Raw genomic sequence first — 21255 nt, 5'->3', positions numbered from 1 at the left:
CACGTGTGCTGCGGCGCCTGCTGGTGTAACGCCCTTGCGAGTTACCCGCCTCGCTTGTCGTTTGCGGCTTGGGCGGTTTCAATCAAGGCTCGATCGCGGGCCAGTTCAACTTGGAGTTCAGCCTCAGTGGGCAACCAAGGCTGATAGCGACTGGCAAATATCTTCTCGCTATCTGCCAACAACGAGTAACGCGCCACAGCTTCGTTGCGCTCGGAACACAAGATCAGGCCAATGGTGGGGTTGTCACCCTGTTGCCGAATTTGCTCATCAAACACCCGCACATACATATCAAGTTGGCCCACGTCTTGATGACTGAGTTTTCGGCCTTGACGCTTTCCTGATCTTGGCTGGACAGCAAGCGCTGGTAGTACAAGGTGCTGATCTGGCGATCCAGTGCAGCCACGCTCCAAGTTTGGGCAACCGCTTCACGGGCGTACCACTGGCGAGCGGCGGGGTCGGAGATGCGCATGAGGACACGAAAATGCGTCCAGCTCAAATCGCTACTTGTCGAGTAGCGAATTTCATCTTCGGTGAAGGTCTGATAGAACTGCCGGAAATTTCGCAAGTTGGGTAATGAAAACCCTTTGCCAAATTCAATTTGCAAACGTTTTGCCAGTCTTTGCAGAGTCTTGGCCCCATACACAGCCCTCTCTTGCCCACCTTGCTCGTGTTGCACGATCAACTGGCCGATTTGCCAATAGGCCTGGACCATCACTTGATTGACACTGCGTTTGGCTCGCTGACGCGCTTGCTGCAACACGTGCTGAATCTGCGCGTAGAGAGCTGCTTCGGGTGTGGCCAATGCGGTGGTCGTGTCTTTCTCTGAAGGTTTTTTCTTTTGCAAAGCGTCCTCGCACTTCTCAACTCGAATAACACTTAAATACCAAACCCTATGATGTGATGTAGCGCTCTTTATGGTGTGAGTTGGAGTCACATGGAACACACCGTTGCACCGCAACGTGGTTGAAAATTGCCCGCATCCACACTTGCTGTTACCCCTTGTCTACTTTGCCCCCCATGCCCCACGCCGCACGCCCTCCTCTGGTCATTGACTTTCATGTGCACATGTTGGAGCACGAGGTGTTTGAGGCCTCCACCAACCGCACGGTGTTCACCGGCTTTGGGGCCACGCCCGCCAAAGCGCCGCGCCCGGGTGCACAGGCCTTGATGGGCAAGATGTTTGACCCACAAGCGATCTTGCAAGACATGGACGCACGCGGCATCGACCGCTCGGTGGTCAGTGCCAGCACGGTGCTGCAAGGCACCTCGTGGGCCGATGCCGCCACCGACTTGAAGCTGTGCCAGCGCTGCAACGACCAAGCCGCGCGCTGGGTGGCGCTGTACCCCGAGCGCTTCATTGGCAGCATGGTGTTGCCGCTGCAAGCCCCTCAGCTCGCCATGCAAGAGCTGGAACGCGCCAGCAGCCAGCTGGGCTTGCAGGTGGTCAACATGTCGTCGAGCTACCAAGGCGTGTACATGGGCGACCCGCTGTACCACCCGTTTTGGGCCTTGCTGGACGCCCACAAGTTGACCGCGTGGATTCACCCCGAAGGTGTGAGCGACCCGTGGTTTCAGCGCTATGCGCTGTGGAACTCGCTGGGCCAATCGATCGAAGAAACCAAGTGCATGGCCTCGCTGATTTACGAAGGTGTGATGACGCGCCACCCCCACCTCAAGGTGGTGATGGCCCACGGCGGCGGCTACTTTGCCCACTACATGGGCCGCTTAGACCGCAACACCGCCAACCGTCCGGACACCGTCCGTCACATGGACGGGCAAAGCCCAAGCGCGTTTTTGCGCCGCTTTTACTACGACACCTGCGTCTACGACCCGCAGGTGTTGCAGGTGCTGATCGAGCGCGTGGGGGTAGACCGCTTGGTCATGGGCAGCGACTACCCCGTGGGCGAAGCCGATCCGGTGGCCTGGCTGCAAGAGGCTGGCTTACAGGGCGACGATTTGGCGGCCGTCGCCGGTGGCAACGCCGCCAAGCTGCTTCAGCGCAGCACGTAAACCGCCGCAGCCAGCAGCAAAGCACCGGCCACCCAGACCCACACGGGCACGGTGGTGGGTGCAGACGCAGCCTGTGCTGCCACGGCGCTGGCCTCATCGGATGCGTTGCCTTGAGCGTCAGCAGAAGCTGCGTCGTCTTTCAACACCTGTTCAAAGCGGCTGAAGAAATCTTCGGTCAGCGACTTGGCCGCGCCATCGATCAGGCGCTGGCCCATTTGCGCCAGCTTGCCGCCGATGCGCGAATGCACGGTGTAGTGCAGCTCGCAGCCTGCCTCCAAGGGTTTGAGTTCTACCTTGCAATCGCCTTTGCCAAAACCGGCCACGCCGCCTTGGGCGTCGAACTGCAAGGCGTAGCTGTGCGGTGGCACGATGTCGTTGAGTTGAACCGAGCCCGAGAACTTGGCAGACACCGGGCCAATCTTGATCGCCACGCCCACGGTGTAGCGGTTGTCGCCCGAGGCTTCGAATTTGTCACACCCAGGGATGCAGCGTTTGAGCACCTCGGGGTTGTTGAGCGCGTCCCAGGCTTGTTGTTGCGTCACCGCCAGGGTGCGGCTTCCTTGCATGTCCATCTCATTCTCCGTTCACAGTTCACAGTTCACAGTTCAGTGTTGCACCACCTGGGCCACAGCGTGCGCCAGGTCTTCAAGGCTGTTGAGGTTGTGGATGGGCAACACGCCATCGACACAACGGTTCAACACCTCGGGGCCACGCGCTGAGGGCGTGTAGCCCGCAAAGCGCAGCAGAGGATTCAACCACAAGACGCGCCGCGTGCGCCGCTTGAGCTGGCGCAGGGCCACTTCCAGCACCTCGGGCTCGCCGGTGTCCAAGCCGTCGCTGATGAGCAGCACCACAGTACGCCGACCCACCAGCTGGCGTGCGTGCTGTGTCAGCAGCCCATGCAGGGCGTCGCCCAGGCGGGTGCCCGAGCCATAGTCGGTGACGGTGCGGTTGACCGTCTCCAACATGGTGTCGGTGTCGGGCTGGCGAAAAGCGGCGCTCAAGTCGGTCAACTGGGTGCCAAAGGCAAACACCGAACGTGGCACCTTGCGCGTGGCCTGGTGCAAGAACGCCAGCAGCCAGCGCGCATACACCGCCATCGAGCCCGATACATCCACCAAGATGAGCAGGGGCAAAGCTTGTTGGCGGCGTTGCAAATGCGGCAGACGCACCAGCTCACCGTCGTGGCGTGCCGCCCATCGCATGGCACGGGCCCAGTCGAGCCGTGTGCCCTGCCCGCTGGCGGCCAAACGCCGACCACGCACTTGCGGCAGGTCCAGGGGCACGTCGCGCAACAAGCGCTGCATGTGGCGCACGTCTTGGGCGCTGAGGCTTCTGAAATCGGCCTGGCGCAAGCGCGCATAGGCGCTGGCGCGCAGCGCCAAGGGGTCGTCGTTTGGCGCGTCAGAGCGCTCGTGTGTGGGCTGCGCCACGGCAGGTGTGGCCAAGGCCTCTTGCGCACGGCGCTGGGCGGCGGAGGGTTCGGGCTGATCGCGCGCGGGCGATGCCTCTTCAAGCGTCAGCGAGAGCGCCGAGGCATCACCAGGGGCACGAAAAAACGCATCAAACACCGCCTCAAACACGGCCCGGTCTTGGGGCCGTGACACCAGCACGGCTTCGAGTGCAAAGCGCAGGTCTTCTTTGCGGGTCACGCCCACCTGCAACGCGGCTTGGGCGGCCAAGGCCACTCGGGCGCTGTCGATGGGCACACCCGCGCGCTGCAAAGCCCGTGCAAACGCGGCTAGGTTCTCAAGCGCCAACATACGAGTGGTGGATTTGATCAGCCGTGTGCGGTGGGGCTGAGCAGTTGCGCCAACAGGTCGTTGAGGGCCACCACGTCTTCGCGCTGCTTGAACAACAGGCCGGCGGTGTCTTGCACCCGCGTGGCATCGAGCGCGGTGGTGTGCAAAGCCACCAAAGCCTTGGCCCACTCCACGCTCTCGGCAATGCCCGGCACGCGCGCAAAGTGCGCGGCCAGGGCCTGGCTGCGCAGCTGGGCCACAAAGTCGCTCACCTGCTGGGTCAGTTGCTGGCTGGCTTGCGGCACCTGGGCCCGCAAAATCGCCAACTCGCGCTCGCGCTCGGGGTAGTCCATCCAGTGGTACAAGCAGCGGCGCTTGACCGCGTCGTTGAGCTCACGGGTGCGGTTGCTGGTCAGCAAGGTGATGGGCGGCAGCTGTGCGGTGACCGTGCCTAACTCGGGAATGCTGATTTGGTACTCGCCCAAATACTCCAGCAAAAACGCTTCAAAGGGCTCGTCGGCGCGGTCTACTTCGTCGATCAGCAGCACCGCCCCAGGGGCTGGGGTTTGCAAGGCTTGCAACAGCGGGCGGTGAATCAGGTAGCGCTCTTGGTAAATCTCGCGCTCGAGTTGCTCAGGCGTGGCGCTGTCGTGCGCGGCGCGCATGTGCAAGAGCTGGGCGGCGTGGTTCCACTCGTACAGGGTTTCGCGCTGTTCGATGCCGTCGTAGCACTGCAAGCGAATCAGCGGACGCGCCAGCACCTTGGACAAGGCCTTGGCCAGCTCGGTTTTGCCCACCCCCGGCTCGCCTTCGAGCAGCAAGGGGCGCTGCAAGGTGAGTGCCAGAAACACCGTGGTGGCCAGGCGCCGGTCGGCCCAGTAGCCATGGGCGGCCAGGGCCTCGGTCAGTGCGTCAATGCTGGCAAGTGCTGCCGCTGCGCTCATGCCAGGGCCAGGCGCACCGCACGTTGGGTTTGCACCGTGATCAAGTGGGCACGGTAGTCGGCGCTGGCGTGCAAGTCACCGTTGAGGTCGGAAGCGTCGATGGCCACTTGCGCCACCGCCTCGGGCGTGAAGCTTTGGCTCAACGCAGCTTCCAGGCCGGCATGGCGGAACACACCGTTGCCTGCGCCGGTGATGGCCACGCGCACACCGGTTGAGGTCTGCGCCACAAACACGCCGACCAAGGCAAAGCGCGAAGCAGACTGCTTGAACTTGGCATAGGCGGCGCGTTGCGCCAGGGGGAAGCGAATGGCAACGATCAACTCGCCCGGCTCCAAGGCTGTGCTGTAGAGGCCTTGGAAAAAGTCTTCTGCGGCGATGCTGCGCTGGTTGGTGACCACGGTGGCACCAAAGGCCAGCAGCGCGCTGGGGTAGCAAGCCGCAGGGTCGTTGTTGGCGACTGAGCCCCCCAAGGTGCCCATGGCGCGAATTTGTTTGTCGCCAATGCCGTTGGCCAGTGCCGCCAAGCCGGGCAAGTGTTGACACACCAAGGCGTTGTTGGCCACGTCTTGGTGACGCGTCATAGCGCCGATGACCAAGTGGTCGCCGTCTTGGCACACGCCTTGGAGTTCGGGCAGTGCGCCCAAGTCGACCAACTGTTCAGGCGCGAGCAAGCGCTGTTTCATGGACGCCAGCAGCGTCTGGCCGCCGGCCAAGGCTTGACCGCCGGCTTGCAGATGGCTCACGGCTTGCGCCAGGGTGGTGGGACGTTCGTAGGTGAATGCGTACACGTGGGGCCCCCTTTCAAGCCTTCATGGCGGCAGCACCTTGCTGCACCGCCAAGACAATGTTTTGGTAACCCGTGCAGCGGCACAAATTGCCTTCGAGCATGTCGCGGATCTCGTGGGCCGAAGCGTCTGGCTTTTTCTGGCACAGGTCGACGGCGCTCATCACCATGCCGGGGGTGCAAAAGCCGCACTGCAAGCCGTGGCAGGCTTTGAACGCTGCTTGCATGGGGTGCAGCGTGCCGTCGGCTTGGGCCAAGCCTTCGATGGTGGTGATGTGCGCGCCTTGGGCTTGCGCCAGCAGCACGTTGCACGACTTGACCGAGCTGCCGTTCATCAGCACGGTGCAAGCACCGCACTGCGCAGTGTCACAGCCCACATGGGTGCCGGTGAGTTGCATGTGTTCACGGATGGCCTGCACCAACAGGGTGTTGGGTGCGGCGTCGAGGGTCACGGCTTTACCGTTGACGTGGAGAGAAACCTGCATCGATGTGTCCTTTTGATTTCAAGCCGCGTGCATCAAGCGCCACAGGCGATAAGGGGTCAGCGGCATTTGCAGCTGGGGGGCCAAGTCGGCACGGCCATGGCGGGCCAGGGCGTCGGCCACGGCATTGACCACGGCGGGTGTGGCACCGATGGTGCCCAACTCGCCCACGCCTTTGACGCCCAAGACGTTGTTTTTGCACGGGATGCTTTGGTCCATCTCGGTGACAAACAGGGTGGGCATGATGTCGGCGTGCGGCACGGCGTAGTCCATCAAGCTGCCGGTGAGCAGCTGACCGGTCTCGTCGTCGTACACCACATGCTCGAGCAGCGCCTGGCCAATGCCTTGCACGGCGCCACCGTCGAGTTGACCGCGCACGATCATGGGGTTGATGACACGGCCCACGTCGTTGACCGAGGCATAGGCCACCACCTGCACTTCGCCGGTTTGAGGGTCGAGTTCGACCTCGCACACATGGCAGCCATTGGGCCAGGTCGGGCCTTTGGCCGCGGTGGTGGAGTTGAGTTCAATGCGTTGGTTGGGTTGGGCACGGGCCAACTCGGCCAGGCTGACCTTGAGGTCGGTGCCCGCCACATGGAAGCTGCCTTGTTCGTAGCGCAAGTCTTGCGGTGCGGCTTCCAGCGCTTGGGCAGCCAACTCTTGGGCTTTGTCCAAGGCTTGCTTGGCCCCCACGCTGACGGCAGAACCGCCGGTGAACAGCGAGCGTGAACCCGCGCTGCCAAAGCCGTTGCCACGGTCGGTGTCGCCCATGACCACGCGCACTTGCGACAGGGGCACGCCAAACACGTCCACCACCAGTTGCGCCAGCGAGGTGGCAATGCCCTGCCCCATGGCGTTGACGGCGGTGAACACCTCGATCACGCCATCGGCCAGCACTTGCACATGCACGTTTTCTTCCAGGGCGTTGCCACCTGTCCACTCCAAGAAAGTGGCCACGCCCAAACCGCGCCACAGGCCTTGTTGGGCCGACGCAGCGGCGCGCTGCTCAAAGCTGTCCCAATGGGCCAGGGCCAAGCCTTGGTCCATGATGGACTCGAAGTGGCCCACGTCATAGGTTTGGCCCATGGGGTTTTTGTAGGGCATCTGCGAGGGCTGCACAAAGTTGCGGCGACGCAAGGCAATGCGGTCGATGCCGGTTTGGCGCGCGGCCTCGTCCATCAAGCGTTCGATGTTGTAGATCGCCTCGGGGCGACCCGCACCCCGGTATGCACCGGTGCTGGCGGTGTTGGTCAACACGCCCGTGAAGTGGAAGTCGATCAGCGGAATGTCGTACACGCTGGTTTGCACCCAAGGGCCAATCAACAGCTGAATGGCCACACCGGTCATGACGGCGTAGGCGCCCACGTTGGCGTTGTTTTCAATGCGCAGGGCCAAAATTTTGCCGCTCGCGTCCAAGGCCAGCGAGGCGTGCGATTCGATGTCACGCCCGTGCGAACTGCTCAAGAAGTCTTCGCTGCGGTCGGCAATCCATTTGACGGGCAATTGCAAGCGGTGCGCGCAGTAAGCCACCACCAGGTCTTCGGGGTAAGGGCCGGTCTTCATGCCAAAGCCGCCACCCACGTCCCCCACCACCACACGCACTTGCTCAGGCTTGAGGCCCAACAAACCCGCCACCGCACCGCGCACGGCGGTAGGCATTTGCGAGCTCATGCGCACCACCAGACGACCGGCGTCGATGGAAGCCACCACGCTGCGGGGCTCAATGGTCAAAGCGGCCAAGCGCTGGTTGGTGATGTCGAGTTCGACCACATGGGCCGCCGAGGCAAAGGCTTTGGCAGCGGCTTCGCGGTCGCCATAACGGGTTTCGGCCACTCGGTTATCGGGCGCGTCAGAAATCAAAGGCGCGCCGGGCTTGAGGGCATCGGTCAGGGTCACAGCGCAAGGCAGCTCGTCAAAATCGATCTGCACGGCCTCTGCCGCGTCACGCGCTTGTTGTTCGGTGTCGGCCACCACGGCCACCACGGGTTCGCCCACGTAGCGCACGCGGTCCACCGCCAAGATATGACGCACCGGCGTGGCGGCGGGCGTGCCGTCTGCACGCGTGAAATTGGCCACGCCAGGCATGGCAGGGCGACCTTCGTCGACCAGCTGCTGGCCGGTGACAACCAGGCGCACACCGGGCATGGCCTGCGCGGCGGAGGTGTCGATCGACACAATGCGTGCATGGGGATAAGAAGAGCGCACAAAGCACAAACGCGTTTGGCCTTGCGGCGTCACGTCGTTGGCGTAGATGCCCGCACCTTTGAGCAACTGCTCGTCTTCCAGTCGTTGAACAGCTTGTCCGCTGCCAAACCGTGTCGTTGTTGAGACCAAGTTCAAGCTCCCGTGGGTTGGTTAACTGCAACGAGTGTATCGCCCGAAGAATGCCCCGGTGTCACACAGGTGTGTCAAACACCACGAGGAGCCTATGCAGGTGTTGATAATTTGTTCATCCCCCAATCAATCCCCTCACAACCCGTGGAGCACTGCTTTGACATCCCCCAAAAAACGCCCAACACCTGCCCACAACTCACCCCGCATCGGCATCGTCGGTCTCGGAATCATGGGCGGCATCATGGCCGAAGAGTTGTTGCGCCAAGGCTTCAAGGTCTGTGGCTTTGACATTGCGCCTGCCGCCAAAGCACGGCTCAAAAGCCATGGCGGTCGGGCTTTGGCCAGCGTGCAGGCGGTGAGCGACCAATCCGACATCGTGATCGTGTCGCTGGCCACCTCCAACGCGCTGCGGCAAGTCACGCAAGCGCTGGCGGACGCCGCAGCCAAGAGCAAGCACACGCCCTTGGTGATTGAGACCAGCACCCTGCCCTTGGCCGACAAGATGCATTGCGCAAAAGCGCTCAAAGCCGTGGGCGTGACCGCGCTGGACTGCCCCATCAGCGGCACCGCCGTGCGCATGAAAGACCGCGCCTGGACCATTTATGCCAGTGGCCCCAAGGCAGCATTCCAAAAAGCCTTGCCGATCTTGAATGCCTTCACCGACAGCGTGCCGCACGTGGGCGCTTATGGCAACGGCACCAAGATGAAGTACGCCGCCAACCACTTGGTGGCGATCTACAACGTGGCCTATGCCGAGTCGGTGACGCTGGCACGCAAGATGGGCTTGGACCCGCAGCAAATGCTGGACTTGTTTGGCCCCAGCCCGGTGCTGGGCACGGGCGTGATGCGCTTGCGCATGGACATGATGGTCAAGCAGCAATACACCCCACCCACCATGAAGGTGGAGGTGTGGCAAAAAGACATGCAGGTGATTGGCGACATGGCCAAGTCGCTCCACTGCCCCACCCCGGTGTTCAATGCCTGTGCGTCGGTTTACACCGCAGCCATGGCGCAGGGCCTGGCCCTGCATGACACGGCGTCGACCGCCGAGGTGTTGGGACGGATGGCGGGGTTGGAGAGTGTCCTCCCTTCCTCATCACAATAGTTGTTGCCAACTTAAAGCTAAGAACCCAGAAGGGCGGCAATGAATGAAATCATTGGCACGTTACGAATAATCATTTAAGGCACTAGCTCGGCTACTGCAGGCTTAGAGCGCAGCACTGGAGTTGGTATCCAACGAAATTGGAGTTGCATTAGGTACGCTATAAGACTGGCAAAAAGAAGTTCAGTCCATGCCCACACGAGCACGGGAATGGACTGAGGCGGGGCGTTTGCAGGCTGAGATCACCAGTTGCGATGTAAGACGCCATCAAGAGCACCTAGTTTGGTAGCCTGGCTCTAGGAGAAATGGTGCCTCTGAGATTGCAGGCATTGATTAGCGCACCATGCAACACTGGAAGGCGCACACCGGGCTCTTAGAGGGGCACAGCAGACCGCACGCTTACTGTTCGGCGTGTTGAACTGGCTGGGTGTGAAGACGTCGTACTAACGTCTGCGCGCGGGGGACGATAACGCCTACGACGAATCTTTGTTTCGTAAACGGGAACTAAGGCTGCAGAGCAGATGGCTCGATGTCCTCCTGGTAGCGAAAATCAACAAAGCACATTGCTGTCGTGCTAACCTCAGTCCAATCCAGTAATGATTTTGATTGACATGAACGAACCCGAACGAGTCAGATACGGCAGTGTTAGCTTAGTTAGACAAGGTGAACACAAGTTTTTTTCATTAACGCTTCCAACGGAGATGCTTGCCCAAACATGTTTTGTTAGCACAAGAGATGAAGACGTTATCAAAGGATTCCAACGAGCTTTAGATGAAAAGCGTGCTCGGGAAATTGCCAATTACATTGATAGTGGATTAGGGACAATTCCAAGCTCGATCATTTTGTCAGCACAAGAGGATGCCGAGCTTAAATACGACGCAAAGACAAAAAGCCTTAGTTTTAAAAACATCCGAAGTCGTTTTTAATTATTGATGGTCAGCATAGAGTTTACGGCTTCACACTTGCAAATACGGCATTCCGCGTGCCTGTGGTTGTATATGCTGGTCTTTCGAGACGAGATGAAACTCGTCTATTCATAGATATCAATTCAAAACAAAAAGGCGTCCCAGCAGAACTATTACTAGACATTAAAAAATTAGCGGAGTACGAAAAGAATGAAGATGAACTTCTTCGTGAAATTTACGATAGTTTCATGGAAGACACAGCTAGTAGTTTGTATGGGCGTCTCTCTCCCGCATCTAAGGCGGCAGGGAAAATTTCGCGCTCAGTTTTTAATGCATCGCTAAAACCATTGATCAAAATATTTGGTGATAAATCTTCATCTGAAATTTATCAAATCATGAATGCTTATTTCGTCGCCTTTAAAGAGGGCGTTTTAGCTAAACACAAAGAAGATAAGTTGCTTTTTAACTCTGTATTTTTCCGCGCAACGTGCAGCTTCTTTTTGCTCATTGCACCAAAAGTGAAAGATAGATTCGGTGCGATTTACTCAACTGACAATTTCTACTTTTTCTTAGAACAGGTTGGAGGAAACATTAGGCCTTCAAAATTAAAAGGCACTGGAACGGCATACAAACCAATTGTGGCAAACCTAGAAGAAGCACTCAAAGGTAGTTTTTCACTGTAATGTCTGCGATTCGCATTTACTTGGAGAATGTAAGGCTATCCATTTTCCAACCATGCTGCGACACCTCGATAGATGTCAAAGGCTGGGTCGCAAACCAAAACTACTACATTGACTCAGACATACAGGCTACAAAATTTACGCTCAGAGCATCAAACCCAGAACAGCTAAAAGCCGCTCTAGCCAATGATGTGAATCGCATGACTATTGCTGCCTTTGAAAGTGCAGCTGGAGTTTTACCCGATCCAGCTATGCCACGAAGCGTTGCATGGGGAGCTATTCGTGCTTATTACGCATCGTTCTTTGCTGCACATGCGCTGATGAGGCTCTTCGGGACTTGTTGCTCACAACTAGACTATGAGCATGTCAAAATGATTTATAAATCAGCTGAAATATTTGGAAAAACGGGTACCACCAAATCGATTGATAGTGGCTTTTACTGTCTAAGCATTGATGCAAATTTTGAGACTGTTGTCTTTGAAAAACTTAACGACTCGCACAAAGACTCTTGGCGGACATTTCGAATTTTGCTAGATCAAGTGTCTGAGAAAATACCAGAAAGCATCTCCATCAGCAAATACAAAATTGAAGCATCGGCATTAATTTCTGAAATATCAGATGGCATCAGCAGAGCCAACAGTGCATCAGGTAATTGGCTATCTTCAATGCGTAATTCAATTAACTACAGACACACACATGGAGTGTGGTTTCCTTACACCTCAAAACTGAATGGCTCTCAGATACTTGATGCGGCCTCGCGAAACTGGTTAACGTACCCTACCGTTAATAACCTTGCATCTGATGCTGGAGATGTCGATATCTTTATGACTACATCAACAAAAGTTGTTTCATTGCTTCGGGAGTTAGTTATCAATGGCAGCGAACTTTCAACAAAAATAAACCCATCCTTTAAGAATGGCTGTCTAAAACTTTTAAATGAAGTACAAGCCACACGCAATACGTAACGTTTACGTGGCGAACCAGCAAAGACTGTCTCGTATTCATCACTGGCGGAGCTTGTTGACTTTGCACCAGATTTCTTGCTCGCTGTGCTGCGCGTTGCCGCTTAATCCTTAGCTTTAGGCGAAGGCGTTTGTGCTTTGGATTTTTGGTCTTTAGGCGCACGGGCCTTCGCCGCTTTTTTCAGCGCTTTCTCAGCCGCTTCGATCAGCGGCAACTCTTCATGCACGGCCTTGTAGGCGTCCAAGGCCGCAGGCCCGCCGCAGTACAAAAACGAATGCAGCAAGAGTTCGCGCAACTCGGTGCGGGTGACGCCGTTGCGGATAGCACCGCGTAAGTGAATGCGCAACTCCGCCGGGCGGTTCAAGGCAATGCACATCGAGAGCGTGGCCAAACTGCGGTCACGCAGCGACAAGCCCGGGCGCGTCCACACACTGCCCCAGGCAAATTCGGTGGCCACTTCTTGAAACGGCATGTTCAAGTCGTTGGCGTTGTCAAACGCTTTTTGCACATAGTCGGGGCCCAACACTTGGGCCCGCATGGCCAGGCCCGCTTTGTAGGCGGCGCTGGGGCTTTTTTTCTTGGGACGTGCGTTGGGTTTGGCTGTGCTCATGGGGTGTCGCTTTTTAAAAAGGTCAATCGGCTTTGATGTTGGCAGCGCGCACCACGGCGCCCCACTTGTCTATTTCGGTCTTGATGTAGGCCGCGAATTGTTCGGGCGTGTCGCCCACCGGCAAGGCACCTTGCTGGTTGAGTTTTTCGGCCACGTCTTTTTGTTTCAAGATGTCCACGATCTCTTGGTTCAAACGCGTCACGATGGCTTTGGGCGTTTTGGCCGGGGCCACGATGCCCACCCATGAATAGGCCTCGTAACCCGGCACGCCACTTTCAGCGATGGTGGGGATGTCTGGCAATGACGGCAAGCGTTTGGCACTGCCCACGGCCAGTGCGTTGAGCTGGCCTGAGCGGACCTGGGGCAACACCGAGGGAATGCTGCTATAGAGCATCTGCACCTGACCGGTCAGCAAGTCGGCCAAGGCGGGCCCCTGTCCTTTGTAGGGCACGTGCACGGTTTGCACATGGGCCATGGTGTTGAACAACTCACCCGCCAAATGGCCCGAGTTGCCGCTGCCGGGTGAGGCAAAAAACAACTGCTGCGGTTTGGCCTTGGCCAGGTTCACCAAGTCGAGGGTGGTTTTCACCGGCACCGAGGGATGTACCACCAACAGCAGCGGGTAGTTCACCAGGTTGGTGATGGGCGAGAAGTCTTTGGTGGGGTCGTAGGGCAGCTTGTCATACAGGCTGGGGTTGACCGCCATGGGGCCAGCAGCGGCCACCGCCAAGGTGTAACCGTCGGCGGGCGACTGCATGAGGGCTTGCAAGCCCACAATGCCGTTGGCACCGGCCTTGTTGTCGACCACCACTTGTTGCACAAAACGGTCGCTGAGTTTTTGGGCGATCAAGCGGGCAATCACGTCGTTGCCGCCCCCGGGTGGAAACGGCACGATCAAGCGAATGGGTTTGTTCGGGTAGTTTTGCGCTTGCACCGAAGTGGTGGCCAAGCCCAGCAGCGCCAAAACCAAACACAGCAGACGAGACAAAGTGGTGGTCATGGTGAGCCTCAGTTTGCTTTGATGTTGTTGTCTTTCGCCACCTGCGTCCACAGGACGATTTCAGAGGCGATGAATTTGGAGAAGTCTTCCGGGGTGTTGGTGTACGGAATCACCGACATGCCGCTGATGCGCTTTTTCACGTCGGGCAGCTCAATCACACGCGCCACTTCTTCTTGCAAGCGTTTGACGATGGCCACTGGTGTGCCAGCGGGGGCCAGCAAGCCGTTCCACAGCGAGGCTTTCAAGTCGATGCCCAACTCCGACAAGGTGGGCACGTTGGGGAAGTCTTTCAAGCGCTCGGCCGAGGTGACGGCCAAGGCTTTGACACGGCCACTTTGCAGGCCCACGTTGGCGGGGCCCACATCGGCCAAGGTCATGGTGACGTCGCCCGTCATGACCGCGGTGACCGAGTCGTTGGCACCTTTGTAGGGGATGTACATGAAGCGGCCACCGGTTTTGTTGTTGAACAGCTCGGTGATGAGCTGAAACGAGGCCGAACTGGCACCGTAGTTCGACTTGTCGGGGTTCTGCTTGGAGAACGCCACCAGCTCTTGCACCGACTTGACCGGGTTGTTGGCATTGACCAGCAACACCATGGGCGAAATGCCCACCAACGTGACAGGCGCAAAGTCTTGTGGGCCATACGGCAGCTTGGCATACAGCGCGTGGTTGAACACCATGGGGCCGCTCGCGCCCATGAGCAAGGTATAGCCATCGGGCTTGGCCTTGGCCACATAGGTGGAGCCGACGATGGCGCCCACACCGGGGCGGTTTTCCACCACCACGGGCTGGCCCAAAGAGGCGGCCAGTTTTTCGGCCACGATGCGTGCCAACACGTCGGTGCCGCCGCCTGCTGAGTAGCCCACCACCATGGTGATCGGGCGTGTGGGGTAGTCGGCGGTTTGAGCCGTCGCGCTGCTCAGGCACAGACCTGCCAACAGCGACGTGGTGAACGCCAAGGTGTGATGAAAACGCATGCTTATTTTCCTATTCCATGAAAGGGAGACGAATTGAAACGGGGTCACTGCAAACCGATTTGCACATTCAGCACCGCTGATTGACCGGCGTCCAGCGCTTGCAAGCAACGCGCAATGGCAGCAGGCACCTCGGCCGGGTCGCTGACGCATTCGCCATACGCGCCGAAGGCTTGGCCAATTTGTTCGAAGTGGCGTTCATGGCCTTGCAAGCGGGCTTGGAATTCGTTGCTTTGCACAGCAGCCCCCTGGGGGTAGACACGCACCACGGCCTCTTTGACCGCTTGCCAGCCCCCGTTGTCGAGCACCACGGTGAAGATGGGCAGGCCATAGCGTTGGGCGGTGGCGTACACCGAGGTGGGGGTGGAGAAGTGAAACCCCCCGTCCCCCACGATTTGCACCACGCGGCTGCCCGGCTTGGCCAGCTTGATGCCCAGCGCCATGCCACCGCTGTAGCCCAAGCCGCCGCCGGCACCGGCGATCATGCTCAAAGGCTCGGTGCGCGGGATTTGGTTGAGCACAGCAAACGTGTTGCGAATGGCTTCGTTGACCACCACGTCGTGCGGCTCAATCGCGGCGCCCAGGGCCGCACACAGATAGGCAGGCGAAATAGCGCCCACTTGGCCGGGGCTAAGCGCGGCTTGCTGCAAAGCCGTGGCACGCGCTTGCTGTGCCGCACGCATCTGCGCCATGCGGCTGGCCACGCGCTGGTGAAACGCCGCATCGGCCTTGGCGCGCACGATGGTGGCCACTTGGCGCAGCACCGTGGCGCAGTCGGCCTGCACGCGTACATCGGTGGCAAAGCCCCACATCGGAAAGTCTTTTTTGACCGTGTCCACATCGACATGGCTCCAGCGCGTGTGGGGCTGCGGCTTGGCGTATTTGGGCAACCAGGGCACATCGACATCGAGCAGCCAACCCACGTCGGCCTGGGCCAGCCCCACCGAGGGGTCAAAGCCTGCGAAGCACGGCGATTCGCGCGAGATACACAAGTAGCTGGGGCTGAACTCAAACACCTGAATGCCACACAACTCGGCCAAATCTTGCAGCGCATGCACAGCCTCCGCCTTGCGTCCCAAATAGGCGGTCACCACCATCGGGTGTTCAGCGTGCAGCAGTTGCTCAGCCAAGGCGTGGGCGCAAGTCTCGTCTACGCCCCCAGCATGCACCGCCCCATAGCGAGATTCAGGGTAAGACTGCACAGCCTCGGGGGCCCAGGTTTCGGCCAGCACTTCACGCGGCAGAGTCAAAAACACCGGCCCTGGCGGGTCGCTTTGCATCACGGTGTGTGCTCGGCGCAGCACTTCTTTGGTGGTCACGCCGGTGGGCAGGTTGTATTCCCATTTCACATACGAGCGCACCAAGCTGCCGATGTCAAACGGGTCTTGCACAAAGTGGACATAGTTGTCGCGTGAACCTTCCAACTCACCATGCACTGTGAAAGGTGCCTTACCGGCCATCAGCAGAACAGGCAAACGACCCCGGAACATATTGTGCATGCCCATGGCGGCGTTGGCGGTGCCCGCGTCCACATGCACCATCACGGCTTGGCCACGCCCGGTGACGGCCGCAAAACCTGCCGCCATGTGAATGGCCACGTTTTCGTGGGGGCACAACATGACTTGGGCGTGGGCTTTGCCTTGCTGGTCCCATTGCGCCAGGGCCTCGATCAAGGACACATGGTCGGTGCCAAAGTTGGAGAAGATGTAGTCGATGCCTAAATCGTTCAAGCCCTCCAGAAAATAGTGTGCGGAGGTGGGCAATGGAGAGTCAGACATGGGTGGTGCGAACGTGTCAGTAATTCGTAAGCATGCTACCAATCATGACTTTGCCTCACGGCTAGGGGATTCCCTAGAATTTAGCCATGAAGAAAGTCACCGCCCTCCTCGTTTGTTTGCTGCTTCAGCCACTCGGTCATGCCGCGTGGGTGTATTTCGACGATGGCCATGGCAGCTCTGACGATTACTACGAATCAACCATCACCCCACAAGGCAAGACCACGGTGGTGAAAACATTCAGCGCCTTCTCCATCGTCAATCGGCTGCCTTTGTATGACGCCAAGGTCAAAGGCAAAGTGAGCCAATTGGTGAAGTTCGGTTCAGAACAATCGTCGTATGAGTTTGATTGCAAAGAGAAAACGGTTCAGCTCAAGAGCCGGGTGTTTTACGCGGACCGTGAAGGCAAGTTGGTGATCATCTCTTACAAGAACAACGACAAAGTGATTGAGAACGACAACTCAGACTTTGCCAAGCAATTTCAAAAGAAACCGATCTATTCGGACCAGAGCAGAAACTTGAAGCTCATGGCTCTGGCCTGCAAGTAAAAGCAGGTTCTCCACCCTGGCATCACCCTGGCGTGGTCTGAGACGTCGCAGGACGCAACACGACCAATACCAGCATGGCCAGCACGGACAGCGCAGCCGCGCAGACAAAAGTGGCCGAGGGCGAGACCGCCCACAAAGCCCCGGCGACCACGGAGGCTGGCAAATACATCATGCCAGTCACACCGTTGTAGACCCCAATGGCGGTGGCACGCCGCTCAGGCTCTAGGTCAGTGATGAAGGCTTTGCTTTGTGATTCATCGATGGCATAAAACACACCATAAACCACAAACACAGCCACCAGCTCCCAACGCGTGCTGGCCAGCAGCAGACCGAGGTTGAGTGCAGCATACAAACCGTAGCTCAAAAAGATGATGCGCTGGCGGCCCCAACGGTCCGCGCACCGCCCCACCCAGGGTGCAGCCACCACACATGAGGTGTTGAACAGCGCATAGAGCAACACAATGTCGCTGACAGAAAAACCAAGCGCATGGGCTTTGAGCAATAAAAAACCAACACTGAAATAAGCCAGCGAAAAGATGCCCGCCGTGACCAAATAACGCTGAAAACCGACACTGAGCTGTTGCCAACTGTGCGTCAAGCTCTCACGTGCATGTGCCACACCCGGTTGATCAGGCAGTCGCGCGAGCACCACCACGCTGATGACGGCCGGGACAAATGCCACCATGAAAATCACGCTGTAGGTATGGGCAGACTCGCCCAACTGGTGCAACAAGGCATAGGCCACCAAAGGCCCCAAGACGGCCCCCGCTTTGTCCAGCGCCTTATGAACGCCAAACGCATAGCCACGATGCTGCTGATTGGCAATGGCCGACAACCAAGCATCACGGGGTGGGCCACGAAAGCCTTTGCCCAGTCTTTCAATGACGCGAAACACACTCAATCCAAGAATGCTGGATGACACCAGCAAGATGAGTTTGGCGACTGTGGAAAAGCCATACCCCAAAGTAGCCAACCATTTGCGCTTGCCGCTGCGGTCTGACAACCAACCGGCCAAGTAAGTCAGCGATGAAGCCGACAAATCGGCCAGCCCTTCAATCACCCCCAGCAAAGCGCTAGAGGCACCTGCCACGGTGGTGAAAAAAATGGCAAAGACCGAAAAGATCATCTCTGAACTTAAATCGGTGAGGAAACTCACCAACCCGAGCTTAAAAACGTCGGGGTGAAGCCGCTGCGGCTGGGGTGATGGCGCTTGTGTCATGGGGTGTTATATCGGTGATAAATTCATACAAGCAACGTCAGCTTGAGATCACGTGATTTTTTTCGGTTTTGGCATTGTGGCTTTTATGCGCTTGCATTTACTATCTATTCAATGCAAAGCAATACCCCCCCTATTCACATGCATCCCAAGCTGACGGGTGCATCAGGCTGGCTACGTCGATGGGCTGTTGGCAGTTGGCTCCCTCCGCTGTTTGTCTCGATGGTTTGCTTACTTGGCGCACAGTTCAGTTATTTGTTGTTCCATGCCATGGCAGAACTGGTGTCGATTGTGATTGCTTTCACAGCGCTGATTGTTGCCACCAACTCACGCGGTTTTACCAAGAATCATTTTGTTTATTACGTCGCCACGGTGATTGGCTGGTGCGCGGGCTTGGATTTGTTACATGCCTTGGTCTTTCAAGGCATGCACTTGTTGCCCACCAACAGCGCCAACCCACCGACCGAGCTGTGGATTGCGGCACGGTTTTTACAAGCCGCCGCGCTGCTTGTGTCGCCCCTTTTTCTCAAGCACGTGATTCGCGCAGTGCATCTTCATGTGGTGCTGGGCTTGATCACCGCTTGCTTGGTGTGGCTCATCGCAACCGACCACTTTCCCACCATGTATGTGGACGGACAGGGGCTGACACCGCTGAAAATTTACACCGAGTACGTGATCATTCTGATGCTGTCGGCAACGCTGTTTTTTTACTGGCGCATGCGCGCAGTGATGTCGCCCAGGTTGTTCAATTACATAGGCGCCGCCTTGGTGGCCATGATTTTTTCGGAATTCGCCTTTACCCAGTACGTCAGTGTGATTGCCACTGCCAACCTGGTGGGCCATGTATTGAAGATTTTTGCCTACTGGTTCATTTACCTGGGATTGGTCTACTCCACCCTGACACGTCCTTTCAGCATGCTCAGCCGTGTCAGCAGCACCTTTGACTCAATCCCAGACCCCACCTTGGTGGTCACGCTAGAAGGTGCGGTGCTACAAGCCAACCAAGCTGCATGCACCTGGGTCAACACACCGCTGGAGGGTTTGATTGAACACGCCTCACACAACCTGTTTCATGACCCCAGCGTTGCGGTACAAAGTTGCCCCGTGTGTGTGCGAATTGCAAGCGGTGAGGCCTTGTTCACCGAGGTGGTCCGAATCCAGCAACCTGAGCGAATTTTGGAGTGCAATATTGCGCCCTACCAAATTGACAATGGATTTCAGGCACGCGTCGAGGTGGTCAGAGACATCACAGAACGTGACCGTGCCAGCAAAAAAATTCAAGATTTGACGTACCTGTACGAAATGCTCAGTGCCACCAACCGAGCCATTGTTCGGTGCAACACAAGAGGTGAGCTGCTGGCGGCCTTGTTTGACACCATGGTCAAAGGCAACGCCTTCCCCATGTTGTTCATCGCCATGACGGACACCGGAGCACAACCGCTGCGCATCATCCATGCCCACGGTTTTTCAATCGAGCACTTGTCTGACTTGGCAACCTCACTGGCCAGCACTCAGAGCGTGCTCGGGCGTTTGATCCAGAACCTGGAGGCGGGCAAGATCATCAGCTTGCCTGTGACCGAGAAGGAGAGCGACGACCCATGGGTGGACTATCTGTACGAAGAAAAAATCACCAACCGAGCGGTCGTCCCCCTGATGGTTGACAACCGGCTGATGGGGGTGATGGGTCTGTACACCCGAGACATCAAACTGTTTGACGCGCAGCAGTTGTTGCTATTGGAGCAAATGAGCTCTGACGTGTCTTTTGCACTGAGCAGCATGCATGCCAGTGAACGAACGGAACAGGCTGAACAAAGCGCCAAGCTGTCTGAACACCGTTTCAGTGAAATTTTTGACGCATCGCCTTCGCCGCTTCAGCTGATGAATGTGAAAACCGGCAAGATGCTGGGCCTGAACCGGGCATTTCAACTCTGGCTGGGTTACACGCTCAACGACATTCCCAATGAACAGGCCTGGTTTGAATTGGCCTACCCCACTGCGCAATTGCAAACACAGTTGCGTGCGGCCTGGACACAATCCATTGCCAATGCGCGACGCGACCACCGGGCGCAAAATTCACCAGAATTTTCGATCCAAGCCAAAGATGGCTCGATGCGTGTGTGCACGGGCAGCATGACACTGGTGGGCGACGAAGCCATCATTGCATGGACCGATTTGAGCGACATTCGCGCCAAAGAGCGTGAGCTGATTGCCAGTGAAAAGCACTTTCGCAACATGATTGAGCAATCGGTGGCCGGTATCTATGTGCGTCGCAATGGCCGGTTTGTGTATGTCAACCCACGCTATTGCGAGATCACGGGTTGGTCGCCCCATGAGTTGCTGGACCACAGTGTGCTGGACTTCACCACGTCTGACCCGGACAACATTCAAAACATCCAAAACGCTTGGGCAGACCTAGAAGCCGAGAGCCCCAGCGTGACGTACTCGGTGCCAGTCAAGCACAAGAGTGGACAGTGGCTTGAACTTGAGTTGCATGCGAAAGCCATTGATTGGGACGGCCAGATTGCGCACATTGTGCTGGTCGATGACATCACAGAGCGCAAGCGGCAAGAAGAAAAAATTGCGCAATACGTGCGTCAACTGGAGGGCTCGATGGAGTCCACCCTGCGCGCCATCTCCAGCATGGTGGACATGCGCGACCCCTACACCGCAGGCCACGAGCGCCGTGTGGGCTTGATCGCCAGCGAGATCGCACACGAAATGGGTTGGGCAACAGAGCGCAGTAAATCGCTGGAGTTGATTGGCTTGGTACACGACATTGGCAAGATTGCAGTGCCCATCGAAATACTCACCAAACCCACACGACTGACACCACTTGAAATGCAGTTGGTCCAGGGACACGCGCAAGCGGGTTATGACATTTTGAAAAATGTGTCGTTCCCGCTGCCGATTGCCGACATCATTGGGCAGCACCATGAACGCATGGATGGCTCAGGCTATCCCAAAGGATTGAAGGGCGATCAAATTCTGGCGGAAGCGCGTGTGCTGGCTGTGGCCGATGTGCTGGAGTCCATGTCATCCCACCGCCCCTATCGGGCGGCACTTGGCATTGACGCGGCCATGGATGAGTTGAAGAAAAATCGCAGCACGCTGTATGACTCTGAGGTGGTGGACGCGGCCATTCGCTTGATCGAGACAAAGAACTACAAATTGCCCACCTGATGCTCA

20 protein-coding genes are annotated in these 21255 nt (G+C 57.7%); 7 read left to right on the top strand and 13 right to left on the bottom strand.

The features are described from left to right. Positions 1 to 41 precede the first annotated feature (41 nt). Positions 42 to 287, bottom strand: coding sequence for a PDDEXK nuclease domain-containing protein (locus B9Z41_RS17195; protein WP_233202487.1), 246 nt, complete (start codon positions 285 to 287; stop codon positions 42 to 44). Further along, positions 224 to 943 (bottom strand): DUF1016 N-terminal domain-containing protein, encoded by a 720-nt coding sequence (locus B9Z41_RS17190; protein WP_233202456.1) that lies wholly within the window; start codon positions 941 to 943, stop codon positions 224 to 226. Before B9Z41_RS17190 ends, B9Z41_RS17195 begins: the two co-directional genes overlap by 64 nt. A gap of 74 nt (positions 944 to 1017) precedes the next feature. On the opposite strand from B9Z41_RS17190, the gene B9Z41_RS01615 reads away from it, so the two are divergent. Continuing rightward, positions 1018 to 2010: an amidohydrolase family protein gene (locus B9Z41_RS01615; protein WP_100144326.1), complete on the top strand. Its 993-nt coding sequence runs from the start codon at positions 1018 to 1020 to the stop codon at positions 2008 to 2010. Here the strand turns inward: B9Z41_RS01615 and B9Z41_RS01610 are convergent. The 6 genes from B9Z41_RS01610 to B9Z41_RS01585 are packed head-to-tail and all read right to left on the bottom strand — an operon-like array spanning position 1995 to position 8296. After that, positions 1995 to 2582, bottom strand: a complete 588-nt coding sequence (locus tag B9Z41_RS01610; RefSeq protein ID WP_100144324.1) for a CoxG family protein — start codon at positions 2580 to 2582, stop codon at positions 1995 to 1997. The two genes, B9Z41_RS01615 and B9Z41_RS01610, sit on opposite strands and share 16 nt — an antisense overlap. A gap of 33 nt (positions 2583 to 2615) precedes the next feature. Continuing rightward, the gene (locus tag B9Z41_RS01605; RefSeq protein ID WP_100144322.1) at positions 2616 to 3773 is read right to left on the bottom strand and encodes a VWA domain-containing protein; all 1158 of its coding nucleotides are present in this window, start codon (positions 3771 to 3773) and stop codon (positions 2616 to 2618) included. A 17-nt stretch (positions 3774 to 3790) separates the two neighbouring features. Further along, the gene (locus B9Z41_RS01600; protein WP_100144320.1) at positions 3791 to 4696 is read right to left on the bottom strand and encodes a MoxR family ATPase; all 906 of its coding nucleotides are present in this window, start codon (positions 4694 to 4696) and stop codon (positions 3791 to 3793) included. Then, complete coding sequence (locus B9Z41_RS01595; protein ID WP_100144318.1) at positions 4693 to 5484, bottom strand: xanthine dehydrogenase family protein subunit M; 792 nt, start codon at positions 5482 to 5484, stop codon at positions 4693 to 4695. The genes B9Z41_RS01600 and B9Z41_RS01595 overlap by 4 nt, the downstream gene beginning before the upstream one ends. 13 nt (positions 5485 to 5497) lie before the next feature. After that, positions 5498 to 5965, bottom strand: coding sequence for a (2Fe-2S)-binding protein (locus tag B9Z41_RS01590; RefSeq protein WP_100144316.1), 468 nt, complete (start codon positions 5963 to 5965; stop codon positions 5498 to 5500). 18 nt (positions 5966 to 5983) lie between these two features. After that, entirely contained in the window at positions 5984 to 8296 is a 2313-nt protein-coding gene (locus B9Z41_RS01585; protein WP_369823267.1) for a xanthine dehydrogenase family protein molybdopterin-binding subunit, read from the bottom strand. A 157-nt stretch (positions 8297 to 8453) separates the two neighbouring features. Here B9Z41_RS01585 and B9Z41_RS01580 point away from each other — a divergent pair, with 157 nt between their 5' ends. The 4 genes from B9Z41_RS01580 to B9Z41_RS16890 all read left to right on the top strand — a co-directional run bounded on the left by B9Z41_RS01580 (position 8454) and on the right by B9Z41_RS16890 (position 11948). Continuing rightward, positions 8454 to 9401, top strand: a complete 948-nt coding sequence (locus tag B9Z41_RS01580) for an NAD(P)-dependent oxidoreductase (RefSeq protein ID WP_158236112.1) — start codon at positions 8454 to 8456, stop codon at positions 9399 to 9401. Positions 9402 to 10009: 608 nt separating this feature from the next. Next, positions 10010 to 10324 carry a DGQHR domain-containing protein gene (locus B9Z41_RS17280; protein WP_199172908.1) on the top strand — a complete coding sequence of 105 codons (315 nt, stop codon included), beginning with the start codon at positions 10010 to 10012 and terminating at the stop codon, positions 10322 to 10324. Further along, positions 10324 to 10986: a DGQHR domain-containing protein gene (locus B9Z41_RS01575; RefSeq protein WP_199172925.1), complete on the top strand. Its 663-nt coding sequence runs from the start codon at positions 10324 to 10326 to the stop codon at positions 10984 to 10986. The genes B9Z41_RS17280 and B9Z41_RS01575 overlap by 1 nt, the downstream gene beginning before the upstream one ends. Next, complete coding sequence (locus B9Z41_RS16890) at positions 10986 to 11948, top strand: hypothetical protein (protein WP_143474131.1); 963 nt, start codon at positions 10986 to 10988, stop codon at positions 11946 to 11948. The genes B9Z41_RS01575 and B9Z41_RS16890 overlap by 1 nt, the downstream gene beginning before the upstream one ends. 101 nt (positions 11949 to 12049) lie before the next feature. Here the strand turns inward: B9Z41_RS16890 and B9Z41_RS01570 are convergent, their stop codons facing one another. The 4 genes from B9Z41_RS01570 to B9Z41_RS01555 are packed head-to-tail and all read right to left on the bottom strand — an operon-like array spanning position 12050 to position 16308. Next, positions 12050 to 12556 carry a carboxymuconolactone decarboxylase family protein gene (locus tag B9Z41_RS01570; protein ID WP_100144311.1) on the bottom strand — a complete coding sequence of 169 codons (507 nt, stop codon included), beginning with the start codon at positions 12554 to 12556 and terminating at the stop codon, positions 12050 to 12052. A gap of 22 nt (positions 12557 to 12578) precedes the next feature. Beyond that, positions 12579 to 13556: a tripartite tricarboxylate transporter substrate binding protein gene (locus B9Z41_RS01565; RefSeq protein ID WP_100145066.1), complete on the bottom strand. Its 978-nt coding sequence runs from the start codon at positions 13554 to 13556 to the stop codon at positions 12579 to 12581. An 8-nt stretch (positions 13557 to 13564) separates the two neighbouring features. Continuing rightward, entirely contained in the window at positions 13565 to 14533 is a 969-nt protein-coding gene (locus B9Z41_RS01560) for a tripartite tricarboxylate transporter substrate binding protein (protein WP_158236111.1), read from the bottom strand. Positions 14534 to 14577: 44 nt separating this feature from the next. Continuing rightward, a complete protein-coding gene (locus B9Z41_RS01555) occupies positions 14578 to 16308 on the bottom strand; it encodes a thiamine pyrophosphate-requiring protein (RefSeq protein WP_100144309.1) in 1731 nt (576 codons plus the stop codon). An 86-nt stretch (positions 16309 to 16394) separates the two neighbouring features. On the opposite strand from B9Z41_RS01555, the gene B9Z41_RS01550 reads away from it, so the two are divergent. Continuing rightward, positions 16395 to 16853: a surface-adhesin E family protein gene (locus tag B9Z41_RS01550; protein ID WP_100144307.1), complete on the top strand. Its 459-nt coding sequence runs from the start codon at positions 16395 to 16397 to the stop codon at positions 16851 to 16853. Between the two features lie 22 nt (positions 16854 to 16875). Here B9Z41_RS01550 and B9Z41_RS01545 read toward each other — a convergent pair whose 3' ends face one another. After that, entirely contained in the window at positions 16876 to 18072 is a 1197-nt protein-coding gene (locus B9Z41_RS01545) for an MFS transporter (RefSeq protein ID WP_100144304.1), read from the bottom strand. 219 nt (positions 18073 to 18291) lie between these two features. On the opposite strand from B9Z41_RS01545, the gene B9Z41_RS01540 reads away from it, so the two are divergent. After that, positions 18292 to 21249 carry an MASE3 domain-containing protein gene (locus B9Z41_RS01540; protein WP_158236110.1) on the top strand — a complete coding sequence of 986 codons (2958 nt, stop codon included), beginning with the start codon at positions 18292 to 18294 and terminating at the stop codon, positions 21247 to 21249. The last annotated feature ends 6 nt before the right edge of the window (positions 21250 to 21255 follow it).

The organism is Limnohabitans sp. JirII-31 (assembly GCF_002778315.1).
In the GTDB taxonomy this organism is placed as follows: Bacteria; Pseudomonadota; Gammaproteobacteria; order Burkholderiales; family Burkholderiaceae_C; genus Limnohabitans.
Note: the sequence above shows the minus strand (reverse complement) of the source record. Positions and strands in the feature narration are given on the sequence as shown.

Coding starts and splice junctions, on each gene's coding strand:
- B9Z41_RS01560 (WP_158236111.1), bottom strand. CDS start 14,533: ATGCGTTTTCATCACACCTTGGCGTTCACCACGTCGCTGTTGGCAGGT.
- B9Z41_RS01545 (WP_100144304.1), bottom strand. CDS start 18,072: ATGACACAAGCGCCATCACCCCAGCCGCAGCGGCTTCACCCCGACGTT.
- B9Z41_RS01610 (WP_100144324.1), bottom strand. CDS start 2,582: ATGGACATGCAAGGAAGCCGCACCCTGGCGGTGACGCAACAACAAGCC.
- B9Z41_RS01605 (WP_100144322.1), bottom strand. CDS start 3,773: ATGTTGGCGCTTGAGAACCTAGCCGCGTTTGCACGGGCTTTGCAGCGC.
- B9Z41_RS01550 (WP_100144307.1), top strand. CDS start 16,395: ATGAAGAAAGTCACCGCCCTCCTCGTTTGTTTGCTGCTTCAGCCACTC.
- B9Z41_RS01590 (WP_100144316.1), bottom strand. CDS start 5,965: ATGCAGGTTTCTCTCCACGTCAACGGTAAAGCCGTGACCCTCGACGCC.
- B9Z41_RS16890 (WP_143474131.1), top strand. CDS start 10,986: ATGTCTGCGATTCGCATTTACTTGGAGAATGTAAGGCTATCCATTTTC.
- B9Z41_RS17195 (WP_233202487.1), bottom strand. CDS start 287: ATGTATGTGCGGGTGTTTGATGAGCAAATTCGGCAACAGGGTGACAAC.
- B9Z41_RS17280 (WP_199172908.1), top strand. CDS start 10,010: ATGAACGAACCCGAACGAGTCAGATACGGCAGTGTTAGCTTAGTTAGA.
- B9Z41_RS01565 (WP_100145066.1), bottom strand. CDS start 13,556: ATGACCACCACTTTGTCTCGTCTGCTGTGTTTGGTTTTGGCGCTGCTG.
- B9Z41_RS01615 (WP_100144326.1), top strand. CDS start 1,018: ATGCCCCACGCCGCACGCCCTCCTCTGGTCATTGACTTTCATGTGCAC.
- B9Z41_RS01555 (WP_100144309.1), bottom strand. CDS start 16,308: ATGTCTGACTCTCCATTGCCCACCTCCGCACACTATTTTCTGGAGGGC.
- B9Z41_RS01540 (WP_158236110.1), top strand. CDS start 18,292: ATGGTTTGCTTACTTGGCGCACAGTTCAGTTATTTGTTGTTCCATGCC.
- B9Z41_RS01570 (WP_100144311.1), bottom strand. CDS start 12,556: ATGAGCACAGCCAAACCCAACGCACGTCCCAAGAAAAAAAGCCCCAGC.
- B9Z41_RS01600 (WP_100144320.1), bottom strand. CDS start 4,696: ATGAGCGCAGCGGCAGCACTTGCCAGCATTGACGCACTGACCGAGGCC.